Here is a 25,453-nt window from a genome sequence, read left to right as displayed (position 1 = left end):
CCCCCCGCCCCCCCGCCCCCCCCCCCCCCCCCCCCCCCCCCCCCCCCCCCCCCCCCCCCCCCCCCCCCCCCCCCCCCCCCCCCCCCCCCCCCCCCCCCCCCCCCCCCCCCCCCCCCCGGCGCCGGATCACCCGGGGTCCGTTTCGTCCGTGTGCGCCCGGGCAGGTGACGGGCGCACCCCGGAGGGAGAACACCATGTCCATCGCCACGATCAACCCGGCCACCGGCGAGACACTGAAGACGTTCGAGGCGTTGTCGGACGAGGCGCTCGAGGGCGCCATCGACCGGGCGGCTCGGGCCTTCGCGCGCTACCGGCTGACCACGCCGCAGGAACGGGCCGGCTGGTTGTCGGCCGCCGCCGACGTGCTGGACGCCGATGCCGACGGCGTCGCGGAGCTCATGACCACCGAGATGGGCAAGACGCTGGCGTCGGCGAAGGCCGAGGTCGCCAAGTGCGCGTCGGCGCTGCGCTGGTACGCCGAGCGGGGCCCCGCGCTGCTCGAGCCCGAACCAAAGGACGCCGGCGCCGTGGGGGCGCAGCAGGCGTACGTGGTCCACCAGCCGCTGGGCGTGGTGCTGGCGGTCATGCCCTGGAACTTCCCGTTGTGGCAGGCGATGCGGTTCGCCGCCCCCGCGCTCATGGCCGGCAACGTCGGACTGCTCAAGCACGCCAGCAACGTGCCGCAGACCGCCCTGTACATGGAGGAGCTGTTCCGCAAGGCGGGCTTCCCCGACGACGTCTTCCAGACCCTGCTCATCGGCTCGGGGTCGGTCGAGCGCGTGCTGCGCGACGACCGCGTCGTGGCCGCGACGCTGACCGGCAGTGGACCGGCCGGGCAGTCCGTCGCCGCCGTCGCCGGCGACGCCCTGAAGAAGACGGTGCTGGAGCTCGGCGGTTCCGACCCGTTCATCGTCATGCCCTCGGCCCACCTGGACACCGCGGCCGAGGTGGCCACCACCGCGCGCAACCAGAACAACGGGCAGAGCTGCATTGCCGCGAAGCGGTTCTTCGTGCACCGCGACGTCGCCGAGGAGTTCACCCGCCTGTTCGCCGAGAAGATCGGCGCCCTCACCGTCGGGGACCCGATGGACGCCGACACCCAGATCGGCCCGCTGGCCACCGAGTCGGGTCTGCAGGACGTCGAGGAGTACGTCGAGGACGCCCGCAGCAAGGGCGCCACCGTCGTGGTCGGTGGCAAGCGGGTGGACCGCCCCGGGTGGTTCTACGAGCCGACGCTGCTCACCGGCGTCACCCCCGAGATGAAGGTGCACAGCGAGGAGGTCTTCGGGCCGGTCGCCGCGCTGTACACCGTCGACTCGCTGGAGGAGGCCATCGAGCTGGCCAACGACCACGTCTACGGCCTCGGGTCCAACCTGTGGAGCGAGGACGAGGGCGAGCGGGCGCGCTTCGTGCGCGACATCGCCGCCGGCATGGCGTTCATCAACGGGATGACCGCCAGCTACCCCGACCTGCCCTTCGGCGGGATCAAGCAGAGCGGCTACGGACGGGAGCTGACCGAGCTGGGCATGTACGAGTTCATGAACGCCAAGACGGTGTGGATCGGTGGCCCGAGCAGCGAGCAGGCGAAGGGCAGCACCGCCGGGGCCGCCGCCGAGTGAGCCCCGCGGTGGGCGTCGCGGCCGGCGACGTCCACCGACCGGGTGATCCTCGTCCTACGGCGGACGACGGAGGTGCCGGGGCACAGTGGAGGCGTGTTCGACGTCGACTGGATGGGTCTGCTGACCCGGGAGGTGCTGCGCGAGCGCGGCGCCGCGCTCATCGCCGAGAGCTGCGCCTGGGCCGTCGGCCTCTCCGACCGCCCGCACTACCGGCGGCGCGCGGGCCGCGTCGCCCCGAGCGGCCTGACGGTGGGCGAGCGGGCCGCCACCGGGCAGCCGCTGGGGGATGACGAGGACGGCCGGGTCGACCTCGGTGACGCCGCGCCGGGCAGCTTCCAGGACGCGCTCAACATGATCGGCGCCGACGGGCGGCTGGTGGCCGAGCGGTTCGACGACGAGGTGCTGCTGCCCTTCGTGGCGGAGACCTGCCGGGTGGCGGGGGAGCGGGCCCGCGCCACCCGCCAGGCCGAGTGGGCGGAGCTCGCCGAGGACCTGGGGGAGGGCCCGGCCGACGTCGCCGACGTGGTGCGGGCCGGTGGCTGGGACGCGCCGCTGCGCATCGACGCCGAGCACCTGGTGCTCGCCGCGCTCCGTGACGTCCCGCTGATCGAGGTCGAGGCCGAGGGGTTGCCGCTGTCGCTGGTCCGCGCGGCCGAGGCCGCCACCCGGTCGGCCGCCGTCCCCGAGCCCGTGCCGGTACCCGACGAGAGCCTGGCCGGTGCGCTGTTCCTCGCCCGGGCGGCGCTCGAGGCTTCCGGCTGCACGGTGCCCGTACCGCCGGAGGAGGCCGACCTCCTGCTGGCCGCGCTCGGCGACACCGGGCTGGAGGCCGAGGAGGTGCCGTCGGTGCTGGTGCACCTGCCCGTGGAGGAGGGCACGATCACCCGGATCGCGGCCACGCTCGCCGGCCACTGATCCCTGCTCCATGTGTCCGGGATCGCTGCCGGGGTAGCCATCGACCCATGGCTAAGAACAACGACCAGGACGCCCAGCGCGCCGCCGTCCGCGAGGCCAAGAAGCAGGGTGTGGCGCCCAGCGCGGCCGGTGTCACCACCGGGGCCAGCAAGCAGATCGAGCACCACACCCACAAGGACGACCGGCACGAGCACTCCAGCGCCCAGGGGAAGAGCAAGACCTGACCCGCGGCGACCCCGGGTTCGTCCGGGGGGCGCCGGTCAGACCTCTTCGACGGCGAAGCTGCGCGACGGCGTCACGAACTCGTCCTGCGCGGCGACCAGCAGGATCTCCCGTGAACCGGCGTCCTCGGTGCGCTGGAGCAGACCGAACACCGACGCCGCCGCCCGCCCCAGCGCCTCACCCGCCGAGCGGGTGTCGAGCCAGTGGGCCAGGAAGAGGGCGGCGATCGCGTCGCCGGCGCCGTTCACCGACACCCCCAGCCGCGGGGTGCGCACGCGGAAGTGCCGGCCGCCCTCGGAGGCGAGCAGGTCGACGGCGTCCTCGGGGGTGTCCTCGGCGACGAGCGACGTGGTGAGCACGACCCGCGGCCCGAGCGCGTGCACCGCCGCGACCGCGTCCTTGACCGAGGTCAGCGAGCGGGTCGGGGTGCCGGAGAGCAGGTCCAGCTCGTAGTGGTTCGGCGTCACCAGGTCCGCGGCCGGGACGGCGACCTCGCGCATGAACTCCTCGATGCCCGGGCGCACGAAAACACCGCGACCGACGTCGCCGATCACCGGATCGCAGCAGTACACGGCGGCCGGGTTGGCCGCCCGCACCCGCGCCACCGTGCCGACGACGGCGTGCCCGATGTCGGCGGAGCCGAGGTAGCCCGACAGCACCGCGTCGCAGCTGCCGAGCACGCCGCGGTCGGCGACCCCCTGGACCAGTTCCTCGATCGACTGGCCGTCGTAGACCCGGCCCGTCCACTGGCCGTAGCCGGTGTGGTTGGAGAACTGGACGGTGTGCACCGGCCAGACCTCGATGCCCAGGCGCTGCAGCGGGAAGACCGCGGAGCTGTTCCCGACGTGGCCGTAGGTGACGTGCGACTGGATGGAGAGGACGGCGGTCACGGGACAGACCCTGGCACATCGGACCCGCTGATCTTCACGGGCGTTCAGCCGGCGCCGGCCGCCCGACCCGGGGGCAGCTGCACGTGCGGGCGGGACTGCCACAGCGCCCACTCGGCGCTGATGTCCCCGGCGGTGCGGAGCAACTGCGGCAGGTGCTCGCCGACCAGCCGCTCGGTGGAGGTCTCGGCGGCGTGCACGGTCACGTTCATGGCCGCACGGACGACGCCGTCGCCGTCGCGGACGGGCACGGCCACCGAGCGGACCCCCGGGGCGAGCTCCTCGTCGGCGAGCGCCCAGCCGCGGGCGCGCACCTCGGTGAGCTCCGCCCGCAGCTGCTCGGGCGAGCGGCCGATCATCGGCGGCAGCCCGGCCCGGCTGGGCTGGGCGAGGGTGTCGACCAGCTGGTCGGGCGGCAGGGCGGCGAGCAGCACCTTGCCCTGCGACGTCTGGGTGGCCGGGAAGCGCGTGCCGATGTCGACCCGCAGTGCGATCAGCTTGGGCACCGCGACCCGCGCGACGTAGACGATGTCGGAGCCGTCGAGCTGGGCCATCGACGAGGACTCGCCGGTGCGGGCGACCAGCGCCTCCAGGTGCGGGCGGGCGATGTCCCACAGGCCGAGGGCGCCGACGTAGGCCATCCCCAGGGTCAGCACCTTGGGGGTGAGGGCGAACCCGCCGGCCGACGACCGGACGAAGCCCAGCTCCTCGAGCGTCAGCAGCAGCCGCCGGGCGGTGGGGCGGGCCAGCCCGGCGGCTGCTGCCACCTCCGACAGCGTCATCGTCGGGTGCTCGCGGTCGAAGCAGGCGAGCACGTCCAGACCCCGTGCGAGCGCCTCGACGAAGTCGGGCCCGCTGCCTCGCCCTGCCATCCCGTTCCCTCCGTCGTCCGCCGTGCCGAGATCGCGCGATCCCCTCGCTCCCGGATGGGAGCAGTGTGCGAGATCGCGCGACCTCGGCGCGCGATGGTGTGCCCGCGGGCACGCTTCCTCAGTGCTCGGTGACCGCCCCGGCCGGACGCTCGGTGGCCAGGTGCTCCTCGAAGGCCTGCTCCCGGGCGGCGTGCGTCCCGTGGGACTTGTACTCGGTGTACTGGTACGGGTTGTCCAGCATCTGCGTGTCGGGCAGGTCGGGGTACATGCCGCCGGCCCACGCCTCCTCGCCCATGGCGCCGCGCAGGTGCTCCACGGTCGCGTCGATCTCCCGGCGCGCCGCGGCCAGGTCGACGTCGACCAGCCGGTGGGCGTGCTTCACGACCCGGCCGTCGACCAGCACGGTGTGCACGTCACCGCGCTGGGCCTGGAAGGCGACGTGGCCGAACGGGTTGAGCAGGGGGAAGGAGACCGGGGAGTCGTCGTTCTTGATCAGGACGACGTCGGCCTTCTTCCCGGGCGCCAGGGTGCCCAGGTCGTCGCGGCCCAGCGCCAGCGCGCCGCCCCGGGTGGCCCACTGGACGACGTCCTGGGCACGCAGCTGGAGGTGGGTGACGGTGTCGCCCTTCAGGTGGGCCTCGAAGTGCTCGCGGGAGCGGTCGGCGCCGAGCGTGGTGCGCATGGCCGAGAACAGGTCACCGCTCCACCAGACGCTGGTGTCCATCGACAGCGACACCGGGATGCCGTGCGAGCGCACCTGCCAGGTGGGCGGGTAGCCCTGTCCGGCGCTCTGCTCCGACTCCGTGGACACCGAGATGGAACCGCCGGTGGCCGCGATGCGGTGGTAGGAGTCCGGCGTCAGGGTGGCTGCGTGCACGTACACCGTCTCCGGCGTCATGAAGCCGTGCTCGTGCATCAGCCGGATGCCGTCGTCGTTGGTGGCGCCCCAGACGCCGGCGTGCGTCGTCACCGGGAGGCCGAGCTCCCGGGCCACCTCGAACGCGGCCTTCTCCGGAAAGGCGGGGTCGCCGGTCACGTCGAAGGCCAGCTGCAGGCCGAGCATGTCGTCGGCGGCGTCGCGCTGCCGGGTGAGGAACGACCGGACGGCGGGGTCGGCGGTCCACTCCCACGGCGCGGCCTGGATGTTGCCGTAGGCCAGGACGAACCGGCCCGGCACCGAGCGCAGCGCGTCGACGGCGGCCTCGGCGTGGTCGACCGACTGCAGGCCGTGCGACCAGTCCACGGTCGTGGTGACGCCGGCCTCGAGCGCCTCCAGCGCCGAGAGCCGGTTGCCCGCCGCGACGTCCTGGGGGCGGAACTTCTTCCCGTGCTCGAGGTAGTACCAGACGAAGTACTGGGTCAGCGTCCAGTCGGCGCCGTAGCCGCGCATCGCGGTCTGCCACATGTGCCGGTGGGTGTCGATCATGCCCGGCATCACGATGCCGCCCCGGGCGTCGATCTCCTGCGTCCCCTCGGGTACCTCGAGCGCCGGCCCGACCGCGGCGATGCGGTCGTCCACGACCAGCACGTCCGCCTCGGGCAGGACGGTGCAGGTCTCGTCCATCGTCAGGACGGTCCCGCCGCGCAGGACCACCGGCCGGCCGGCCGCCGGAGCGGGCTCGGAGTGGGTCATCGTCTCCTCCTGGACGTCGTCGTCGCGTCGCCGGACCGGCGTCCGCTAGACGGACGGCCTGTGCGACGTGGGTCACCATCTCCCGCTCGTCGGATGCTGTCAACCGGGCTGCGCAGTTCGGCGTGCAGCGGCTGGACCCCGGTTGACAGCCCGCAGCGAGCCGTCGGAGACTGCGAGCGTCGAACGCGGACGAGTGTCCGGCAAGGCCTGCGACGAGGAGAGTGCATCCCGGATGAGCGCTGACACTGCGGCCGCGGAGGTCCCCGGGGCGCCGGCTGCGGGGCCCCTGGCCGGGCTGCTGGTGGCGGACTTCTCCCGCATCCTGGCCGGCCCGTACTCCACCATGCTGCTGGCCGACCTGGGCGCGGAGGTGGTCAAGGTGGAGGGCCCGCACGGCGACGACACCCGCACCTGGCAGCCGCCGGTCCGGGACGGCGTGTCGACGTACTACATGGGCGCGAACCGCAACAAGCGCTCGGTCGCCCTCGACCTCAAGGACCCCGCGGACGCCGAGGCCGCGCGGGAGCTCGCGCGCCGGGCCGACGTGCTGGTGGAGAACTTCAAGCCCGGTGGCCTGGCGCGCTTCGGACTGGACTACGACACGGTCTCCGCGACCAACCCGGGCGTGCTCTACGCCTCGATCAGCGGCTTCGGCAGCGCCCCGGAGGGAGCGTCGCTGCCGGGCTACGACCTCATCGTCCAGGCGATCTCGGGCTTCATGAGCCTCACCGGCGACCCGGACGGCTCGCCGTACCGGGCCGGGGTCGCGCTCTTCGACGTCATGGCCGGCCTGCACGCCACGATCGGCGTCCTGTCGGCGCTCAACCACCGGCACGCCACCGGCGAGGGACAGCACATCGAGGTCAACCTGCTCTCCTCGGCGCTGTCGGGCCTGGTCAACCAGACGAGCGCCTACGTGGCCGGGAACGTGGTGCCCTTCCGGATGGGCAACAGCCACCCGAGCCTGTTCCCGTACGAGCCCCTGCCGTGCGCCGACGGCGACCTGATCATCACGGCCGGCAACAACGGCCAGTTCCGCCGGCTGGTGGAGGTCCTCGGCGTGCCGGAGCTCGCCGACGACCCCCGGTTCAGCCGCAACGAGGACCGCACCGCCAACCGCGACGAGCTGCGCCCGCTGCTGGTCGAGCGGCTGCGCACCCGGAGCAAGCAGGAGTGGTTCCGCGACATCATCGGCGCGGGCGTGCCCTGCGGACCCATCAACACGATCGACCAGGGGGTGGCGTTCGCCCAGGAGGTCGGCCTCGACCCGGTCGTCCGGGTGGGCGAGGGCGCGGCCGCCGTGCCCTCGGTGCGCAACCCGATCACCTTCTCCGCGACGCCGCCGGCCTACCGGCTGCCCCCGCCGGGCCTGGACGAGCACGGCACGGAGATCCGGCGCTGGCTGGCCGCGCCCGAGGAGTCCCGGTGACCGACGAGCGCCCCACGTACCCGACCGCGCTGGGCGCCTCCAGCCTCGAGTCGATCACCCTCCTGGGCACCGACCTGGCCCGTGACGTCATGGGCACCGTGGGCTTCGGGGAGCTGGCCTTCTGGCTGGCCACCCAGCGGCGTCCCACACCGGGGGAGACCCGCGTGTTCGAGTCCGTGCTCGCCGCGCTGGCCGATCACGGGTTCACGCCCACCGCGATCGTCACCCGGCTCACCTACCTCTCGGCACCGGACTCGATCCAGGGCGCCCTGGCCGCCGGGCTGCTCGGCGGCGGGTCCCGGTTCCTCGGCGTCACCGAGGACTGCGGCCGCTTCCTGCACGGCGTCCTCACCGCCGTGGACGGCGACCTGCCCACCGACGACGCCGGCTGGGACGCGCTCGCCCTGGAGACCGTGACCGCGCAGCGCGCGGCCGGCCGGTTCGTCCCCGGGCTGGGGCACCACGTGCACAAGCAGGGCGATCCGCGCACCCCGCGGCTGTTCGAGATCGCGGCCGAGGAAGGGCTCGTCGGCCCGCACCTCTCCCTGTTCGCCGCCATCGGCCGCACCCACGAGCAGGTGCTCGGCAAGCGGCTCCCGCTCAACGGCGCCGGCGTCTGCGGCGCGGCCCTGGCCGACCTGGGGCTGCCGATGGAGCTGCTGCGCGGGTTCGCGCTCCTGGCCCGCACCGCCGGGCTGATCGGGCAGCTCGCCGAGGAGCTCCGGCACCCGGTGGCCAACGACGTCTTCCTCTCGGTCGACCTCAACAACCGGCCGGTCGACCCCGACCCGTTCGTCCCCGCGCCGCTGCCCGGCGCCGGGCCGCGGGCCTGAGGGGGCCGGCCGTGCGCGCCGCCGTCCTGCACGCCCCGGGGGAGGCCCCGCAGCTGCGCGAGCACCCCGACCCGGTGCCCGGGGCCGACAGCACCGTGGTCCGCGTGACCGCGGCGCCCCTGGTCCCGCTCGACCTGCTCTGCGCGTCGGGCACCTCCTACTTCGGGCGGCCCGCGGTGCCCTACGTGCCCGGGGTGCAGGGCATGGGCGTGGTCGAGGACGGGCCCGGCGCCGTCCCCGGCACCCGGGTCTGGTTCAGCACCGCCGCGGGCATGGCGCCCGGCGACGGCAGCCTCGCGGAGCGCTGCGCCGTGGCGGCCGGCGACCTGGTTCCGGTGGACGCCGACGTCCCGGACGCCGCGCTGGCCGCGCTGGGGCTCTCCGCCGTGGCCGCCTGGATGTCGCTCACCTGGCGCGGGGACCTGCGCCCGGGCGAGCACGTGCTCGTGCTCGGCGCCGGCGGGGCCGTCGGGCAGGCGGCGGTCGGCGCGGCCCGGCTGCTCGGTGCCGGGCGGGTGGTGGCGGCGGCCCGGTCCGCGGCGGCCCGCGAGCGGGCGCTCGCCGCCGGCGCCGACGCGGTGGTGGCCCTCGATGCCGACGTCGACACGCTCGCCGCCCGGTTCGCCGACGCGGCCGGTGGGCGGCTGGACCTCGTCGTCGACCCCGTCTTCGGTCCGGCGGCCACCGCGGCCTCCCGGGCGCTCTCCGCCGGCGGGCGGCTGGTGAACCTGGGTGGCGCCTCCGGGGACACCGCGGAGTTCTCCTCGGCGGTGCTGCGGGGGAAGTCGGCGTCCGTGCTCGGCTACACGAACAACGCGCTGACCCCGGCCGAGCGTGCGGAGGCGGTCACCGCCATCGCCCGGGAGGCGGCGGCGGGCCGGCTGTCCGTCGCCCACGAGCAGGTGCCGCTCGCGGACGTCGCCGCCGCGTGGCAGCGGCAGGCGACCGGCGACCCCGGCGTCCGGCTCGTGCTGACGCCCTGAACGAGCATGCCCCCGCGGGAGCCGCGGGGGTCGAGGTTGCGCGGCCGGTGCCCCGGCCGCGCGGACGGCAGGAGGACACCGTGCAGCTGGTCACCGAGGAGAACATCACCGACCTCGCCGTCGAGCGCTGGGCCACCGCCCGCGACCCGCGGCTGGCCGAGGTCATGACGGCGCTCGTGCGCCACCTGCACGACTTCGCCCGCGAGGTGCGGCTCACCGAGGACGAGTGGATGGCCGCCGTGCAGTGGCTGACCGCCACCGGCAAGATCAGCACCGAGAAGCGCGAGGAGTTCATCCTCGCCTCCGACGTCGTGGGGCTGTCGATGCTGGTCGTCCAGATGAACCACCGCCTCGACCCGCGCGCGACCCCGGCCACCGTCCTGGGGCCCTTCCACATCGAGGGCTCGCCCGAGCTCGGGTACGCCGAGGACATGTCCGAGGGCCTGCCCGGGACGCCGCTGTTCCTGCACGGCCGGGTGACCGACCTCGACGGCGCGCCGGTGGCCGGCGCGGTCCTGGACGTGTGGCAGGCCGACACCGAGGGCGCCTACGAGTCGCAGCTCCCCGACGTCGACGAGGCCCGGCTGCGCGCGAAGTACACGACCGGGGAGAACGGCGAGTACTGCGTGCGCACCATCGCGCCGCTGGGCTACACGATCCCCATGGACGGCCCGGTCGGCGACCTGGTCGCCCGGACCGACATCAGCCACTTCCGGCCGGCGCACATCCACTTCCTGATCAACGTGCCGGGCTTCGAGCCGCTGATCACCCACCTGTTCCAGGAGGGTGCGCCGTACCTGGACAGCGACGTCGTCTTCGGGACCAAGCAGGAGCTGGTGACGGCGTTCGAGGAGCGGGAACCGGGCGCCACCCCCGACGGCGGCTCGATCGACGTGCCGTGGCTGGAGTCGCGCTACGACTTCGTGCTGCAGCGGCAGTCCTGAGGGCCGCCGCCGGTCCCGGATCGCGGCGGGGCCGGTTCGCCGCCACGATGGGAGCACGGACGCCGGACCGACGGAAGGAGCGTGGGATGACCGACCCGAAGACCCAGGGACAGGCCGAGCCGACCGACGAGGGTTCGCACGCCAGCGTGGGTGACGACCCGGCCCGCCCCGGCGGCGGCCGCACCGGCGGGGAGACCTCCGTCGACGAGGCGATGGGCCAGGAGCCGGCCGACCCGTCCTGAGGAGTCGCGGTGTCGGCGCGTGAACTCGTCGTCCTCGGCACCTCGAGCCAGGCGCCGACCCGCGACCGCAACCACAACGGCTACCTGCTGCGCTGGGACGGCGAGGGTCTCCTGTTCGACCCCGGCGAGGGCACGCAGCGGCAACTGCTCCTCGCCGGGGTGCCCAGCAGCGCGATCACCCGCATCTGCGTCTCGCACTTCCACGGTGACCACTGCCTGGGTCTCCCCGGCGTGCTGCAGCGCATGAACCTGGACCGGGTGGCGCACCCGGTCCCGGTGCACTTCCCGGCCGGCGGCCGGCCGTGGTTCGACCGGCTGCGCCGTGCCTCGGTGTTCCACGACGTGCTCGATGTCCCCGAGCTGCCCGTGGCCGGCGACGGGACGGTCGCGGCCGGCGGCTTCGGGACGCTCGTCGCCCGGCGGCTGGACCACCCGGTCGAGACCTACGGCTACCGTCTGGCGGAGCCCGACGGGCGCCGGATGCTGCCCGACCGGCTCGCCCGGCACGGCATCACCGGCCCCGACGTGGGCCGGCTGCAGCGGCTCGGCTCGCTGGCGCGGAACGGCCGGGTGGTGCGCCTCGAGGAGGTCAGCGCGCCGCGGCCGGGGCAGCGGTTCGCGTTCGTGATGGACACCCGGCTGTGCGACGCCGTCTGGGGGCTGGCCGAGGGCGCCGACCTCCTGGTCATCGAGTCCACCTTCCTCGACGCCGACGCGCGGCTGGCCCGCGAGTACGGCCACCTCACCGCCCGCCAGGCCGCCACCGTGGCCGCCGACTGCGGGGTGCGGACGCTCGTGCTGACCCACTTCTCCCAGCGGTACGACGACCCGCGCCGCTTCGCCGACGAGGCCGGGGCGGTGTTCGGCGGGGACGTCGTCGTCGCGGCCGATCTGCAGACCGTGCCGGTGCCGCTCCGGGCCGGGACCGCCACGGGCGGGCCCGGCGCCGGCGGTCAGGAAGACCCGTCGGCACGCGTGCCCGCAACCGGCCACGGGTAGGAGCCGGTACGACCGGTTGCACATGACGGAGAGACGTGGGAGGCCCCCGTGGCCCTGGACTACCCGACCCTGCCCGGCGACATCGACCACCTCATCGCCGACGACCACGCGGTGGTCGAGCGGCAGTTCCAGCACCTGGAGGCCGGCCGCGGCAACCGCCGGGTGCTGGTCGACCAGATCTCCTTCGAGCTGGCGCTGCACGCCTTCGCCGAGGAGACCGTGCTCTACCCGATCTGGCCCGAGCTGGGCATGACCGACGAGCACGACGACGCCGAGCACGAGCACCAGGAGATCAAGGAGCTGCTCGTCGTCCTCGGCCGCACCGAGCCCGGCGAGGACGAGTTCGAGCAGGCGCTGGCGAAGCTGATGGGCGTCGTCCGCCACCACGTGCACGACGAGGAGGACGAGGAGCTGCCGGAGTTCCGCCGCAAGGCCGGCCCGGAGCGCATGGCGCAGCTGGGCGAGGAGTTCCTGGCCGCCAAGCGGATGGCGCCCACCCGGCCGCATCCGCACGCCCCCGACGAGGGCATCGCCGAGCGCATCGCCGGCATGCTCGCCAAGCCGCTGGACCACGTCCGGGACCTGCTCTCGGGCAAGCAGAAGGAGATGGCCACCGACGCCTCCGGCCTGCTCGACCCGCAGGCCCAGGCGATCGTCGACGCGCACTCCTCCCTCGGCCCGCTGCCGTTCGAGATCCTCGAGCCCGACCAGGCCCGCTCCCAGCCCGGCCCCGACGACGCGGTCGCGAAGGTCATGGCCGACAACGGCCTCGAGGGCCCGGAGCCGGTCGGGTCGGTGGAGGACATCGTGATCCCCGACGCCGCCGGCGGGCAGCAGCGCATGCGGGTCTACAAGCCCGTCGACTCCGGCAGCGAGCCCCTGCCCGTGATCATGTGGATCCACGGCGGCGGCTGGGTGCTGTTCGACATCGACACCTACGACGCCTCCTGCCGAGGTCTCGCCAACAAGGCCCGCGCGATGGTGGTCAGCCCGGACTACCGGCGGGCGCCCGAGGCGGTCTTCCCCGCGGCGCACGACGACGTCCTGGCTGCCTACCGGTGGGTGGTGCAGCACGCCGCCGAACTCGGCGGCGATGCGACCCGGATCGGCATCGGCGGGGAGTCGGTCGGCGGCACGATGGCCGCTGCCACCGTCCTCCAGCTCGCCCGGGCAGGCGAGCCGGTGCCGACGGCGGCGGTCTGCGTCTACCCGCTGACCACCGGCGAGCAGGTCGGTGAGTCGATGGTGGACGCCGCCGACGCGCGGCCGCTGGACCGGCCGCTGCTCTCCTGGATGGCGATGCACGCGTTCGAGGGGAAGCCCGACGGGGCGAAGGACCCGCGGGTCGACCTGCTGGGGTGGGGCCGCGACGAGCTCGCGCTGATGCCGCCGACGCTGGTGATCACGGCCGAGCGGGACGTGCTGCGCAGCCAGGGACAGCAGTTCGCGCAGAACCTGGAGGCCGCCGGCGTGCCGACCACGCACCGCCACTACCAGGGCGTCATGCACGAGTTCTTCGGCGCCGCCGCCGTGCTGGACAAGGCCGAGCAGGCCCAGCAGGAGGCCGCGCGGCACTTCGTCCGCGCCTTCGGGGCGGCCCGGCCGGCGGTGGGGGCGGTACCCACCAGCGGCGGGACGGCGTGACGACGGCGGCGCTGCGGCTGGCGGTCGACGAGCCGGTCGGCGAGCTGGAGGTCGTGCACCTCTTCCACGACGCCATGCCCACCGGCGTCACCGTCTCGCACGGCGGGCGGATCTTCGTCTGCTACCCGAAGTGGGGTGACGACGTCGGGTTCACCGTGGGCGAGCTCCGCGACGGGCAGGCGGTCGCCTACCCGTCGCAGGAGCTCAACGACAACCGCTCCGACGCCGACCCCGAGCGCCTGGTCTCGGTGCAGAGCGTCGTCGTCGACCCGGCCGACCGGCTGTGGCTGCTGGACACCGGCAGCCCGATGTTCCGGCCCACCGAGCACGGGGGGCCGAAACTGGTCTGCGTCGACCTGACCAGCGACACCGTCGAGCGGGTGATCCTCTTCCCGACCGACGTGGCGCTGCCGACGACGTACCTCAACGACGTGCGGTTCGACCTGCACCGGGGCGAGGCGGGGTACGCGTTCATCACCGACTCCTCGGACCAGGGCCCGAACGGCATCGTCGTCGTCGACCTGGCGTCCGGGGAGAGCTGGCGGCGGCTGCACGAGCACCCGACGACGAAGGCCGGCACCCCGCCGCAGCTGCGGATGGTGGTCGAGGGCGTCGGGTTCGCCGAGCGCTCGCCCGACGGCGAGGTCTCACCGGTCACGATGGGCGCCGACGGCATCGCCCTCGCCGCCGACGGCAGCCGGCTGTACTACTGCCCGCTCGCCGGCCGCAGCTGGTACAGCGTCGCGGTGGACGCCCTGGTCGACCGTGGCCGGGACGACGACGCGGTGGCCGCCACGGTGCGGGACGAGGGGGACAAGGGCTGCGTGAGCGACGGCCTGGAGACCGACGACGCGGGGCGGCTCTACGTCACCGACGGGGAGCACGACGCGATCCACCGCCGGCTGCCCGACGGGTCGTGGGAGACCGTGGTGCACGACCCGCGGCTGCTGTGGCCCGACACCCTGAGCGTGGCCGCCGACGGCCACCTCTACGTGACGGCCAACCAGCTCCACCGGCAGTCCACGTACCGCGGTGGTGAGGACCAGCGACGCAGGCCCTACGTCCTGTTCCGCACCCCGATCGACGCCGGGCCCGTACGGCTGCGCTGAACGATCCGGGTCGGCAGCGGCTGCTCCGACCTGCCGCGGCCCGGCGACCCGGGTTGCCGCGGCTCCTGCCGGGCGGGAGGCTGCCCTCAGCGGCGACCACCGACCGGAGGGTGACGATGGCGGCACGTGAACCGAAGGAGATGGCCCAGGTCGCCACCGCGATGGGCGCCAAGAAGGTGGGCCGCACCTGGGACCGGGTGCTGGTCAGCGCCTTCCTCGCCGGGGCCTACATCGCCTTCGGCGGCCTGGTGGCGATCACCGTCTCCGCGGGCCTGGACCCAGAGACGTGGGGCACGCTGCCGACCCTGTTCACCGGCGCCACCTTCACCCTCGGCCTCGTGCTGGTGCTGATCGCCGGCTCCGACCTGGCCACCGGGAACATGCTGCTGGTGCCGATGGGCGCCATGCACGGCAAGCTCGCCGTGACCGACGTGGTCCGCAACCTCACGCTCGTCCTGTTCGGCAACCTGCTGGGCGCGCTGTTCGTCGCCTTCTTCCTCGCCGTCGAGACCGGCGTGATCGGGGACGCCGACGCCGTCGGGACCGCCGGGCTGACTTACGAACGCCTCGCCTCCATCGCCGAGGGGAAGGCGCTGGGGGAGTCGCCGTGGCAGACCTTCCTGCGCGCGGTGGGCTGCAACTGGCTGGTCTGCCTCGCGGTGTGGATGTCGCTGGCGGCGACGTCGGTGTCGGGCAAGATCCTGGCGATCTTCTTCCCGATCATGGCCTTCGTGGCGATGGGGTTCGACCACGTCGTGGCGAACATGTTCTTCCTGCCCGCGGCGATCTTCGCCGGCGTCCCCGATGTCGGCTGGGACGACACGGCGCTGAACTGGCTGCTGGCCGGGGCGGGCAACCTGGTCGGTGCGGTCATCTTCGTGGCGACGTCCTACTGGTACCTCTTCCTGCGCGACACCTCGGAGACGGCGCCGGAGGGCGAGCCCGCCGAACGCGGCTGACCGGCCGGCCGGGGGGTTCGCGGGTCCCACCAGCGGGTCCGTCACGGGATCGTCACGGGCGGCACGTGTGCCCGGCGTCGGGGCGCGGGTAGGGCTCCCGCCGGCGAGAGCCCCCGGGGCGCGACCGCGGCCCGGGCCGACGACCCAGCGAAGGAGGCCGACGTGACCGTCGCCGCCCAGATGCTCGACACGTACCCCAAGGACCTCGGCGGGGTGGACAAGCAGAAGCTCCTGGAGTGCATCGAGGCCTGCTTCGAGTGCGCCCAGGCCTGCACCGCGTGCGCCGACGCCTGCCTGAGCGAGGACTCCGTCGCCGAGCTCACGAAGTGCATCCGCAGCAACACCGACTGCGCCGACATCTGCGACACCACCGGCCGGGTGCTCTCCCGGCACACCGGCTACGACGCCAACCTGACCCGGGCCGTGCTCGAGGCCTGCGCTGCCGCGTGCAAGGCCTGCGGTGACGAGTGCGCGAGCCACGCCGAGATGCACGAGCACTGCCGGGTCTGCGCCGAGGCGTGCCGCCGCTGCGAGACGGCGTGCCGGGAGCTCATCGCCAGCCTGGGCTGACCACCATGCGGGCGACGCGCACCTCTCCCGGGGGTTCCCGGTGACCGTCGACGTCCTGCTGGCGGCGGCGGGCGCACTCGCGCTCGTCGCCGCCGCCTGGTCGGACCGCATCCGCCGGCTGCCGATCAGCGAACCGCTCCTGGCGCTCGCGATCGGCGTCGTCCTCGGCCCCGCCGTGCTCGGCCTCCTGCCGCTGCCGGACCTGCTCGAGGACCACGGCTGGCTGCACACCGCCACCCGGATGCTGCTCGCCGTCTCGGTCATGTCGGTGGCGCTCCGCTACCCGGCCCGTGAGGCACGGGCCCGCTGGCGGCCGGTCCTGCTGCTGCTGGCCGTGGTGATGCCGGTGATGGCCCTGGTCAGCACCGGGCTGGCCGCGGCCACCTTGGGCCTCGGGCTCGGGGTCGCCGCGCTGCTGGGTGCCGCGCTGGCGCCGACCGACCCGGTGCTGGCCTCCAACGTGGTGACCGGCAAACCCGCGGAGGAGGACCTGCCCGGGCGCGACCGGCAGGTGCTCTCCCTGGAGTCCGGTGCCAACGACGGCCTGGCCCTGCCGCTGGTCCTGGTGGCGGTCGCGCTCGCCGGCCCCCTCTCGTTGGGGGAGGCGCTGCTCGAGTCGCTCTGGCAGGTCGCCGGCGCCGTCCTGCTCGGCGCCCTGCTCGGCTGGCTGGGCGGCCGGGCGCTGCGCGCGGGGGCCGACCACGGGGCCACCGACCCCGGCCCCGAACTGGTGTTCACGGTGGTGCTGGCCCTCGCCGTCCTGGGCATCGGGGGCCTGATCCACATCGACGGGATCCTGGCCGTCTTCGTCTGTGGTCTCGCCTTCAACGCGGTGAGCACGGGACGGGAGCGGGTGGCGGACGTCCGGATCGACGAGGCGGTGAACCGGTTCGTCGTCCTCCCGCTCTTCGTGGCGTTCGGTGCGCTGCTGCCGTGGGCGCAGTGGCGGGAACTGGGCTGGTCCGGGGTGCTCTTCGCGGCGCTGATCCTGCTGCTGCGCCGGCCACCGGTGATCTACCTGCTGCGCCGTGGGCTGGGCCTGGCGCCGCCGGACGCCGCCTACCTGGGCTGGTTCGGTCCCATCGGGATCTCCGCCCTGTTCTACCTGACGCTGGAGTCGGAGCGGCTCGCGATCGACCCGGTCGTGCTGGCGGCCGGTTCGCTGGTGGTCGCGGCCAGCACGCTCGCCCACGGGCTGACCGCCACGCTCGGCCGGCGGCTGTACCGCGGCGCCACCGGCGGGCAGCGGGACGCCGGTGCGCAGAGCGCTGAGTCGTCGCAGGGGTCTGCGGGGTAGGGGGACCCCATGTGGTTCGACGAATGGTCCGGTGTCCTCCGAGTGCTGCTGGTGGGATCAGCGGCGTACGTCACCGTGGTGGTGGTCCTGCGGTTCAGCGGGAAACGGACGCTGACCAAGCTCAACGCCTTCGACCTGGTGGTCACCGTGGCGCTGGGCTCCACGCTGGCCACCATCCTGCTCAGCAGCGACGTCGCCTGGACCGAGGGTGCGGTCGCGCTCGGGCTGCTCGCCCTGCTGCAGCTCGTGGTCGCCTGGCTGACGGTGCGCTGGCCGGCCCTCCGAGGCGTGGTCACCTCCCGGCCGACGCTGGTGCTGCGCAACGGGCAGCCGCTGCCGGACCAGATGCGGGAGTCACGGGTCGGCATCGACGAGATCCGGCAGGCCGTCCGCTCCTCGGGGTCCGGTGACCTGTCCGACGTGGCCGCGGTCGTGCTGGAGAGCGACGGCTCGATGAGCGTCATCCCGGCGAAGAAGTACGGCAGCGGCTCCGCCCTCGGGGGGATCGCGGGGGCCGACGAGATATCCCGCGCTGCCCAGGCCTGACGGGACACCGCGGCGTCGTGCGCCGCAGCGCCGGGCGGGCGGCCACGGCGTGGGAGACGCCGCTCGACCCGGCGGTCACCCGGTCGGCCCACCCGGCGGCCCCGGTCGGGGGCTGAGCCGCCGGGCCGGCGACCAGCGCCCCTCCAGCGCGTCCTCGACGGCCGACCGCCAGGCGTTCGTCTCCCGGCTGTCGATCGCGGTGCTCTCCAGCGCCGAGTCCACGCACCGGTCGAGCAGTGCGCGCAGGGCGTCGTCGAGGTCCTCCCCGCGCACCCGCCACGCGACCTCCTGCAGCAGGCCGGCGATCCGGCGCAGGACGGCCGGCTGCCCCGACGCGTACTGCAGGGGCTCCTCCAGGCCGACGGTGAGCAGTTCCTGGGCGGTCCACCGCGGCACGAGCAGCCGCACCGTGCCGTCGTCGTCGCGCCACGACCGCACGGTGCTGCGGCAGGGGAGGAGGTCGGCGAGCAGCGCGGAGACGTGGGACAGGGCGTGGACGGCGGTCGTCGGGTCGTTGATGCCCGGGGAGAGGGCCCGGCCCGCGATGTCGACGATCTTGCGGAGGCTGTAGGCCGCGTCCTGGTCGGGGGTGCGCTCGTAGGACAGCCGCACGCCGCGGTTGACCGCGTCGCGCAGGGGGTCCAGGTCGCCGGCCGGATCTCCGGCCGGTGACCACACCTCGGCCAGCGGTGTGCCGGCGACGACGGCGTCGCCCATGCGGGGGGAGAGGCCGATGACGGCGTCGGCGTCCCGGGCCGCCCGCACGAGCTGATCGACGTCCAGGTCGACGACGAAGCCGCTCCCGGTTGCCTCGATCACCGAGCCCGGCCCGTCGGGGATGCCGGTGTCGTGCTCGAGCCGGTCGTCGTCCACGCCCCGGATCGCCCGGGTCGCCTCGTCGTGCACGTCGCGCAGCATGGTCTCGACCCGCAGCGTGCGCGCCAGGTGCCCGAGGAAGACGACCAGGGCCACGACGCTGCCCAAGGCGAACAGGAACGCCAGCGTGATCGACACCCGGGGGACGAACGAGTTATCACCGGCCGCGGCCTCCGCCGTCCGGACGGTGCGCAGCACGGTGAGCGCGTAGACGAAGGTGCCGGTGAGCTGAGCGAGGGTGAACTGGACGACGCGGTCGGTGGCGAAGGTCTGCAGCAGCCGCGGCGAATACTGGCTGCTGCCCAGCTGCAGCGCCACGACGGTGAGGGAGAAGATCACACCGGTCACCGAGATGAGCGAGCCGGCGATCGCGGCCAGCAGGTCGCGGGCGGCCGCCGGGCCACCGCCGAACACGAAGCCCAGGGGTGACGCCGGGCCGCCCGTGCCGAGGAAACCGTCGAGGAACGGCATCGCGATACCGAGCCCGACGGCGAGCACGACCGCCAGCAGCGGGATCGGCCACAGGGCGCGGCGCATCCACCGCCACTGGCGCTGGACGGGGTGGAGGTCGCTCACGGGGTCAGTCCTCGCCGGGGGTCGCAGGGGAGGAGGGACCGGGGCTGCCGGACGGGGCGACCGAGCGGTACTGATCGCGGCCGACCGGCCCGTCGGACAGCCCGCCGTCGGTGGGCACCTCCACCGGCCTGCCGTCCAGCAGGAAACGCACCTGGCCGGTGCCCGGCAGCTCGGTCAGCGTCCAGACCACCTGGGCGACGGCGAGCAGCTGGTTGCCGCCGGTGATCCTGGCGAACTCCTCGGTCACGCTCACCGACGTCATGCCACCGGGCAGGCCCTCGTCCACCGCGATGGACTGCGGCGCCAGTGCGGTGCGCAGCCCGCCGATGACCTCCGCCCGGGTGGGGCCGGCCGCCAGCAGGGCCAGGATGCTCCCCGGGGTCGCGGCCTGCGCCGCGCGCGGGACCGGGGCCAGCTCGGCGCCGTGCACGAAGTAGACGACGACCTCCGGCCCGGCGTCGTCGGTCGGCAGCGCCGGGCTGCCGACCGTCGCGGCGGGCACGGCGACGCGTTCGGGCCGCGGCTGGGACCCGACGCCGCAACCGGTGAGCAGCGCCACGAGCACGCTGAGCAGGACGGCGAGCGCTCTCACGAGGCGGCTCCCACGGGCAGCTCCACGACGAACCGGGCCCCACCGCCGGGACGACCCTCCACGTGCACCGCGCCGCCCATCATCCGTGTGTGCCGGGCGACCAGGGCGAGGCCGAGGCCCGCTCCCTCCGTGCGGGTGCGGACGCTGCCCGCCCCCCGGGCGAACCGCTCGAAGATGCGGTCGCGCTCGGCCTCGGGAACGCCGGGACCGGCGTCGTCGACGGCCACCCGGAGGACGTCGCCGGCGCGGGTCACCGCGACCCCGGTGACGCCCCCGGCGTGCTTGTCGGCGTTGTCCAGGAGATTCCCCAGCACGCGTTCCAGCCGGCGCTTGTCCGCGTGCACCAGCGCCTCCTCGGCGTCGGGGTCGACGGTCAGCAGCGCCGTGACCGTGCCGTCCAGCCGGTGGCGTCCGACCACCTCCCGGACCAGTGCGGACAGCTGCACGGGCTCGACGGCGATGTCGGTGCTCCCGGCGTCGGCGCGCGAGATCTCCAGCAGGTCGGCGACCAGGCGCTCGAACCGCTCCACCTCCGAGCGCAGGAGGCCCAGGGCCTCGGCCTGCTCCTCGTCCGCGGGGTCGGCGGTGGCCTCGACGAGGTGCAGCGCCCCCAGCATCGTGGTCAGCGGGCTCCGGAGCTCGTGGCTGACGTCGGCGGCGAACCGGGCGTCACTGCGCACCCGCTGCTCGAGCGCCTCGGCGGTCTGGTTGAACGAGGTGGCGATGGGCGCCAGCGACGGGTCGCCCTGCGGATCGATGCGGGTGTCGAGCGCCCCGGCGGCGACGGCCGCCGCGGCGGCGGAGATGCGGTCGAGCGGGCGCAGCGCCGGCCCGGTGACCCACCAGCCGACCACCAGGGCGAGCGGCACCGAGCCGAGCACCGACACGGCCAGCACGGTGGCCAGCACCCGGTAGGTCTTGTCCAGCTCGACCAGCGGGAAGACCTCGATGTAGGCGGATCCGAGCTCGGCGAGCGGCACCGCGACGGCCATCACCGTCTCGCCGTGCACCTCGATCCGCTGCCGGACCGGCGTACCCGCCTCGGCCGCTGCGCGCAGCTCCTCCGGCAGGTCGTCGCGGCCCACCAGCAACGACGTGGTGGTCCAGGCACCGGCGTCGACCAGCAGGGACGTCGACCCCGTCTCCCGCGGGAGCTGGGCGAGCACCTGGGCGACGCTCAGGCCCTCGGTGGCCAGGGAGCGCTGGACCTGGGCCGCGTTGTCGGCGGTCTGCACGAGCGTGACCCGCTCGCGCTGCAGGAGCAGGAACTGCGAGACCGCCACCCAGACCGCGACCGCCACGACCGAGGAGAGCACGAGGGTCACCGCGGTGAAGGCCGCCGTCGCCCGGGCCCGGAGGGTGCGCGGGCCCCACGGGGTGCGCCCGGGGGGCTCAGGAGGGGCGAGGGCGGTCACCCGGGAACCCGGTAGCCCATGCCCCGGACGGTCGTCACCAGCGTCGGGTTCCCCGGGTCGGGCTCGATCTTCTTCCGGAGCCGGCGGATGTGGACGTCGACCAGCCGGGAGTCGCCGAAGTAGTCGTACCCCCAGACGCGCTCGAGCAGCTCCTCGCGGCTGAGCACCCGACCGGGCTCGGCGGCGAGCTCGCAGAGGAGCCGGAACTCCGTGCGGGTGAGGTTCAGCAGCTGCCCGTTCCGTGCCACCGTGCCCTCCGCCGGCGAGATCTCCACGTCGCCGACGGTCAGCCGTGCCCGCGGTTCCGGGGCGCGGGTACGACGGGCCAGGGCCCGGATGCGCGCGGAGAGCTCCTTGACGACGAACGGCTTGGAGACGTAGTCGTCGGCACCGGCCTCCAGGCCGGCGACCACGTCGTGGCTGTCCGACCGGGCCGTGACCATGATGACGGGCGTGTTGGAGGAGCGCCGGATCTCGCGGCACACCTCGAAGCCGTCCTTCCCGGGCAGCATCAGGTCCAGCAGGATGACGTCGAACGACCGCTCGCCCAGCCGTGCGAGCCCGTCCTCGCCGCTCTCGGCCTCGGTGACCTCGAGGCCCTCGCGCTGCAGCGTCATCTGCAGCATCCGCCGGATCCGGGGGTCGTCCTCGATGATCAGCACCGACCGGGACATGCCGGTCAGTCTGCCCAGCGCGGTGGGCAACTAGTCGCCCCGCCCCGTCCGGGTGACGGAGCCGGCCGTGCTGCTCGCGGGGAGCACGGCTGCCGCGCCGCGAAGGTGACAACTCCGTGACGTCCGGGTCGGCCGGCCCGCCGCTGGTCACCCCGACCGGGACAACCGGTCGTCCGTGCTGCCGGTGAGGAAGGAAGCGTGCTCCCGATTCCCCTGGCCCCGTCCGCCCGGCCACCGCGGACGGAGCGCCCTCTGCCCGTTTCCGGCCCGGCCGGCTGGAGCCGGCCGGTCCTCGGCGTGACGGCCGGTCGCCGGTGAACGTCGGCGCGTCCGTCGTCGCGGTCGGCACGGGTCTGCTGGTCAGCGCCCTGGTGACGTGGGACGTGGTCTCCACGACCCTCACCATCGGTGAGGGCGCCGGCCCGCTGACCCGGCGGGTGCTCACCGGCGGGTGGCGGCGGCTGCTGCGCCGGCACCGGCGCAGCGACGGGCGCCGGGCGAGGCAGCTCACGGCAGCCGGGCCGCTGCTCATGGTCACCACCGTGGTCCTCTGGGTCACGCTGTTCTGGGCCGGCTGGTCGCTGGTGTTCCTCGGCGCCGAGGCGGTGGGGGACGCCGATCCCCGCCGGCCGGCGTCGGTGCTGGACACCATCTACTTCGCCGGCACCGAGATCTCGACGCTCGGGGTCGGTGACTTCGTCGCGACCACGCCGACCTGGCGCGTGGCCGCCGCCGTCGCCGCATTCAGCGGGCTGGCGCTGATGACCCTGGCCATCACCTACCTGTTCTCGGTGATGTCGGCGGTGGTCTCCCGCCGCGCCCTGGCCACCCAGCTGCACGCGCAGGGCGGGACCGCCGAGGAGATGGTGCTCGGGTGCTGGGACGGCGACCGGTTCAGCCCCGTGCTGACCCAGCAGCTCCTCCAGCTGCCCGCGCAGCTGGCGTCGCTCGCGGAGCAGCACCTGGCCTACCCGGTGCTGCACTTCTTCCGCAGCCGCCGCCCCGAGGCCGCCGCTCCGCTCGCGATCGCCCGGCTCGACGACGCGCTGCTCCTGCTCGAGTCCGCGGTCGCCGCGCCGGTGCGCCCACCCGTGGCGGCGGTCGCCCCGGTGCGCCGGGTGATCGACCGGTACCTGTCCACGGCGGGCAGCGACCACCCCGTGGTCCCGGACGACGGGGGACCGCCGCCACCACCGTGCACCGACCGGCTGGCCGCGGCGGGCGTGCCCCTCGTCGACGCGCACGCGTGGCAGGGGGCCGTCGATCGGGCCGCCGGGCGTCGCGCCCGCCTGCGCCGGTTGGTCGAGGACGCCGGGTGGGAGTGGGACGTCCCGGGGCCGGCCTGACCCTCCGACCATGCAGTGTCCGCCTCGGGGCACCCCGACGGCGCGGCCCGGGCTCCGATTTCTGGACCGCCCGATCCGGAGCCCGTCGCCACGACCTCCGCACCCCCCGGCCGCGGGAGGTCCGTGTGACGTCCCTGCAACACCGGCACGGCGCTGCGCCCGCAGCGTTTTGCGATGCGGTGACGAACGGCCCGCACGGGGGAGGGCGCGTGCCGCATGGGGCAGCAACCGGAGGCTCCGCCGCGGAACCCCGCGGCGGCACCGGAGCCGGAGAGGACACCCGCCATGACGACCAGCTGGCCCAGTTCCGTGGCGCCCGCCGCCGATCCCGCCTCGCGGCACGGGGGATCCCGGTGATGCGCCGGGGCCTGGGGTCCCGCCGTCGCGTGACCACCGTCCTGCTGGCCGCCGCCCTCGCCGGGGGCGTCCTCGGCGGCTGCGGTGAGGACGACGTGGACGACACGACGGCGGCCGACGTCGATGTCCGGGCCTCCGACGACCTCGAGGACCCGTACGACGGCGAGTACACCGCCGCCTTCCGCGAGGACCTCGAGGCCTACGACGGCCTGGAGGTCACGCTCCTCGGCGAGGTGGAGCGGATCGTCTCGCCGGTGGCCTTCACCCTGACCGGCGACGACGTCGAGCCGATCCTGGTCATCGCGGACGAGGAGTTGCCCGACCTCCGGCCCGGCGAGCGCGTGGCGCTGGCCGCCGAGCCGGCGGCGGAGTTCGAGCTGGTGGCGTTGGAGGAAGAGCTGGGGACCGATCTGCCCGATGACGCCTACGCCGGGTGGGAGGGGGAGCCGTACCTCGACGCGAGCCGGGTGGAGGTACGCGGCTGATCCCGTGGCGCACGGCAGGCGGCCCGGTGAGGTCGCGCGACCGCCACCTCACCGGGCCGTGCACCGGCGGCGCCCCCGCGACGGCGGGAGCGCCGGTGTGATCAGCGGCGGGCGCCCAGCGCGGCGATCTCGTGGGCGGACTCGAGCGTCGGGGCCGTGGCGAGCGCCCGGGCCAGCGCCCGCTCGTCGCGCAGGTGCGCGCGGACGGCGTGCCGGCGGGCGAGGACGGTGCGGAGGCGGGTCATGGCGGGTCCTTCCGGAGCAGCGGTGGTGGTGCGAGCGCTGCAGGGGGCCGGGCGGGCCGGCCGGAGACCGTCCGCCTCCTGGGTTCGCACCACGAACTCTGCTCCTCGACGCGAAGTTCGGCAAGTGAACCCAGCATGGTTATGCTCACACTGTGAGCGACGCCTCGTTCGACCGGTCCCGCTGCTCCGTCGCCGGCACGCTCGCCGTGGTGGGGGAGAAGTGGAGCCTGCTCGTCCTGCGGGAGGCGTTCCTGGGTGTCCGCCGGTTCGCCGACCTCCAGCAGGCCCTGGGGGCGCCCAAGGCGGTCCTGACCGACCGGCTGGCCACCCTGGTGCGCGAGGGGGTGCTCAGCCGGGAGCCGTACCGGGCCGAGGGTGAGCGCCAGCGGCACGAGTACCGGCTCACCGACAAGGGGCGCGACCTGTACCCGACCCTGGTGGCCCTCATGGAGTGGGGCGACCGCTACCTCGCCGACGGGCCGGCCCCGCTGGCGCTGGAGCACCGCGAGTGCGGCGCGCCGGTGCGGGTCGCGGTGGTCTGCGGGGACGGTCACGAGATCGGGGGGCCGCGCGAGGTCCGGCCCCGGCCGGCCGGGGCGGCCGCCGCCCCGGGGTGAGGCGCGGTCCGGGGGTGGGGCGCCGGGATCCCCACCGATGAGTTCCCGGCGGCGGCCCCGTCCTAGCTGACGAGCCCGCCGCGGACGACGGCGGGCCGCCCCGAACCGGAGGAGCTCACCGTGCGCATGATCTTCGTGAACCTGCCCGTGGCCGACCGCGACCGCGCCGACGCCTTCTACGGAGCGCTCGGTTTCCGGCGCAACGACCAGTTCTCCGACGACCGCTGCGTCTCCTACGCGATCGAGGAGAACATCCACGTCATGCTGCTGACCCGCGAGCGGTTCGCCGACTTCGTCACCGGCGAGGTCGGCGACCCGGCGCAGGCGACCTCCGTGCTGACCTGCCTGTCCGCCGGCAGCCGCGAGGAGGTCGACCGGCTGGTCGCCGACGCGATCGCGGCCGGTGGCAAGCCCTGGCTGCCCGCCCAGGACCACGGCGCGATGTACGGCGCCAGCTTCGCCGACCCCGACGGCAACGTCTGGGAGGTCATGTGGATGGACCCGGCGGTCGTCCAGGGCTGACCGGCGGGCGCTCCCCGGGTTGCCCGGTCCGCCCCCTCCCGCCAC

Annotated in this window: 27 protein-coding genes; 19 read left to right on the top strand and 8 right to left on the bottom strand. The window is 74.5% G+C overall.

From position 1 onward, the window contains the following. Positions 1-194: 194 nt before the first annotated feature. The 3 genes from ACI79Q_RS18130 to ACI79Q_RS18120 all read left to right on the top strand — a co-directional run bounded on the left by ACI79Q_RS18130 (position 195) and on the right by ACI79Q_RS18120 (position 2,758). Complete coding sequence (locus tag ACI79Q_RS18130) at positions 195-1,619, top strand: NADP-dependent succinic semialdehyde dehydrogenase (protein WP_456615134.1); 1,425 nt, start codon at positions 195-197, stop codon at positions 1,617-1,619. Between the two features lie 93 nt (positions 1,620-1,712). Then, positions 1,713-2,534 (top strand): hypothetical protein, encoded by an 822-nt coding sequence (locus tag ACI79Q_RS18125; protein ID WP_456615133.1) that lies wholly within the window; start codon positions 1,713-1,715, stop codon positions 2,532-2,534. A 47-nt stretch (positions 2,535-2,581) separates the two neighbouring features. Next, positions 2,582-2,758: a hypothetical protein gene (locus ACI79Q_RS18120; protein ID WP_456589768.1), complete on the top strand. Its 177-nt coding sequence runs from the start codon at positions 2,582-2,584 to the stop codon at positions 2,756-2,758. A gap of 36 nt (positions 2,759-2,794) precedes the next feature. On the opposite strand, the gene pdxY is transcribed toward ACI79Q_RS18120, so the two are convergent. The 3 genes from pdxY to ACI79Q_RS18105 all read right to left on the bottom strand — a co-directional run bounded on the left by pdxY (position 2,795) and on the right by ACI79Q_RS18105 (position 6,148). Next, positions 2,795-3,646, bottom strand: coding sequence for a pyridoxal kinase PdxY (gene pdxY / locus ACI79Q_RS18115; RefSeq protein ID WP_456589767.1), 852 nt, complete (start codon positions 3,644-3,646; stop codon positions 2,795-2,797). A 44-nt stretch (positions 3,647-3,690) separates the two neighbouring features. Beyond that, positions 3,691-4,515, bottom strand: coding sequence for an IclR family transcriptional regulator domain-containing protein (locus tag ACI79Q_RS18110; RefSeq protein WP_456589766.1), 825 nt, complete (start codon positions 4,513-4,515; stop codon positions 3,691-3,693). 118 nt (positions 4,516-4,633) lie between these two features. Then, positions 4,634-6,148 (bottom strand): amidohydrolase family protein, encoded by a 1,515-nt coding sequence (locus ACI79Q_RS18105; protein WP_456589765.1) that lies wholly within the window; start codon positions 6,146-6,148, stop codon positions 4,634-4,636. Between the two features lie 232 nt (positions 6,149-6,380). Between ACI79Q_RS18105 and ACI79Q_RS18100 the strand changes: the two genes are divergently transcribed. From ACI79Q_RS18100 to ACI79Q_RS18045, 12 genes are all read left to right on the top strand, one after another. Continuing rightward, positions 6,381-7,577: a CaiB/BaiF CoA transferase family protein gene (locus ACI79Q_RS18100; RefSeq protein ID WP_456589764.1), complete on the top strand. Its 1,197-nt coding sequence runs from the start codon at positions 6,381-6,383 to the stop codon at positions 7,575-7,577. After that, the gene (locus ACI79Q_RS18095; RefSeq protein ID WP_456589763.1) at positions 7,574-8,410 is read left to right on the top strand and encodes a citryl-CoA lyase; all 837 of its coding nucleotides are present in this window, start codon (positions 7,574-7,576) and stop codon (positions 8,408-8,410) included. Before ACI79Q_RS18100 ends, ACI79Q_RS18095 begins: the two co-directional genes overlap by 4 nt. Positions 8,411-8,421: 11 nt before the next feature. Next, positions 8,422-9,393, top strand: coding sequence for a zinc-binding dehydrogenase (locus ACI79Q_RS18090; RefSeq protein WP_456615132.1), 972 nt, complete (start codon positions 8,422-8,424; stop codon positions 9,391-9,393). 80 nt (positions 9,394-9,473) lie between these two features. After that, the gene (locus ACI79Q_RS18085; protein ID WP_456589761.1) at positions 9,474-10,337 is read left to right on the top strand and encodes a dioxygenase family protein; all 864 of its coding nucleotides are present in this window, start codon (positions 9,474-9,476) and stop codon (positions 10,335-10,337) included. Positions 10,338-10,423: 86 nt separating this feature from the next. Beyond that, the gene (locus tag ACI79Q_RS18080; protein WP_456589760.1) at positions 10,424-10,579 is read left to right on the top strand and encodes a hypothetical protein; all 156 of its coding nucleotides are present in this window, start codon (positions 10,424-10,426) and stop codon (positions 10,577-10,579) included. Positions 10,580-10,588: 9 nt separating this feature from the next. Continuing rightward, entirely contained in the window at positions 10,589-11,578 is a 990-nt protein-coding gene (locus ACI79Q_RS18075) for a ribonuclease Z (RefSeq protein WP_456615131.1), read from the top strand. 48 nt (positions 11,579-11,626) lie between these two features. Next, positions 11,627-13,222, top strand: coding sequence for an alpha/beta hydrolase fold domain-containing protein (locus ACI79Q_RS18070; protein WP_456615130.1), 1,596 nt, complete (start codon positions 11,627-11,629; stop codon positions 13,220-13,222). Continuing rightward, positions 13,219-14,331, top strand: coding sequence for an L-dopachrome tautomerase-related protein (locus ACI79Q_RS18065; RefSeq protein ID WP_456615129.1), 1,113 nt, complete (start codon positions 13,219-13,221; stop codon positions 14,329-14,331). Before ACI79Q_RS18070 ends, ACI79Q_RS18065 begins: the two co-directional genes overlap by 4 nt. A gap of 116 nt (positions 14,332-14,447) precedes the next feature. Further along, positions 14,448-15,290 (top strand): formate/nitrite transporter family protein, encoded by an 843-nt coding sequence (locus ACI79Q_RS18060; protein WP_456589756.1) that lies wholly within the window; start codon positions 14,448-14,450, stop codon positions 15,288-15,290. A 162-nt stretch (positions 15,291-15,452) separates the two neighbouring features. Beyond that, positions 15,453-15,860 carry a four-helix bundle copper-binding protein gene (locus tag ACI79Q_RS18055; RefSeq protein ID WP_456589755.1) on the top strand — a complete coding sequence of 136 codons (408 nt, stop codon included), beginning with the start codon at positions 15,453-15,455 and terminating at the stop codon, positions 15,858-15,860. A gap of 40 nt (positions 15,861-15,900) precedes the next feature. Continuing rightward, the gene (locus ACI79Q_RS18050; protein ID WP_456600369.1) at positions 15,901-17,157 is read left to right on the top strand and encodes a cation:proton antiporter domain-containing protein; all 1,257 of its coding nucleotides are present in this window, start codon (positions 15,901-15,903) and stop codon (positions 17,155-17,157) included. A 9-nt stretch (positions 17,158-17,166) separates the two neighbouring features. Further along, positions 17,167-17,703, top strand: coding sequence for a DUF421 domain-containing protein (locus ACI79Q_RS18045; protein ID WP_456589753.1), 537 nt, complete (start codon positions 17,167-17,169; stop codon positions 17,701-17,703). A gap of 75 nt (positions 17,704-17,778) precedes the next feature. Here the strand turns inward: ACI79Q_RS18045 and ACI79Q_RS18040 are convergent, their stop codons facing one another. Genes ACI79Q_RS18040 through ACI79Q_RS18025 form a run of 4 tightly spaced genes read right to left on the bottom strand, consistent with a single transcriptional unit; the run spans position 17,779 to position 21,836 of the window. After that, the gene (locus ACI79Q_RS18040; protein ID WP_456589752.1) at positions 17,779-19,155 is read right to left on the bottom strand and encodes a DUF2254 domain-containing protein; all 1,377 of its coding nucleotides are present in this window, start codon (positions 19,153-19,155) and stop codon (positions 17,779-17,781) included. Positions 19,156-19,159: 4 nt separating this feature from the next. Continuing rightward, positions 19,160-19,747 carry a GerMN domain-containing protein gene (locus ACI79Q_RS18035; protein WP_456615128.1) on the bottom strand — a complete coding sequence of 196 codons (588 nt, stop codon included), beginning with the start codon at positions 19,745-19,747 and terminating at the stop codon, positions 19,160-19,162. After that, on the bottom strand, positions 19,744-21,162 hold the full coding sequence (locus ACI79Q_RS18030; protein WP_456589750.1) for an ATP-binding protein: 1,419 nt from the start codon (positions 21,160-21,162) through the stop codon (positions 19,744-19,746). The genes ACI79Q_RS18035 and ACI79Q_RS18030 overlap by 4 nt, the downstream gene beginning before the upstream one ends. After that, a complete protein-coding gene (locus ACI79Q_RS18025; protein WP_456589749.1) occupies positions 21,159-21,836 on the bottom strand; it encodes a response regulator in 678 nt (225 codons plus the stop codon). Before ACI79Q_RS18025 ends, ACI79Q_RS18030 begins: the two co-directional genes overlap by 4 nt. Positions 21,837-22,150: 314 nt before the next feature. On the opposite strand from ACI79Q_RS18025, the gene ACI79Q_RS18020 reads away from it, so the two are divergent. Continuing rightward, complete coding sequence (locus tag ACI79Q_RS18020) at positions 22,151-23,182, top strand: potassium channel family protein (protein WP_456615127.1); 1,032 nt, start codon at positions 22,151-22,153, stop codon at positions 23,180-23,182. A 386-nt stretch (positions 23,183-23,568) separates the two neighbouring features. Continuing rightward, positions 23,569-24,024 carry a hypothetical protein gene (locus ACI79Q_RS18015; RefSeq protein ID WP_456589746.1) on the top strand — a complete coding sequence of 152 codons (456 nt, stop codon included), beginning with the start codon at positions 23,569-23,571 and terminating at the stop codon, positions 24,022-24,024. A 101-nt stretch (positions 24,025-24,125) separates the two neighbouring features. On the opposite strand, the gene ACI79Q_RS18010 is transcribed toward ACI79Q_RS18015, so the two are convergent. After that, complete coding sequence (locus ACI79Q_RS18010; protein ID WP_456589745.1) at positions 24,126-24,269, bottom strand: hypothetical protein; 144 nt, start codon at positions 24,267-24,269, stop codon at positions 24,126-24,128. A gap of 152 nt (positions 24,270-24,421) precedes the next feature. On the opposite strand from ACI79Q_RS18010, the gene ACI79Q_RS18005 reads away from it, so the two are divergent. Both ACI79Q_RS18005 and ACI79Q_RS18000 read left to right on the top strand, forming a co-directional pair. Next, positions 24,422-24,886 (top strand): winged helix-turn-helix transcriptional regulator, encoded by a 465-nt coding sequence (locus tag ACI79Q_RS18005; protein ID WP_456589744.1) that lies wholly within the window; start codon positions 24,422-24,424, stop codon positions 24,884-24,886. Between the two features lie 126 nt (positions 24,887-25,012). Beyond that, complete coding sequence (locus ACI79Q_RS18000; RefSeq protein ID WP_456589773.1) at positions 25,013-25,408, top strand: VOC family protein; 396 nt, start codon at positions 25,013-25,015, stop codon at positions 25,406-25,408. Positions 25,409-25,453 lie beyond the last annotated feature (45 nt).

The sequence above is a fragment of the Blastococcus sp. SYSU DS0828 genome, assembly GCF_054050975.1.
The sequence above is the reverse complement of the archived record's forward strand: the minus strand, read 5'-3'. Positions and strand labels throughout refer to the sequence as shown.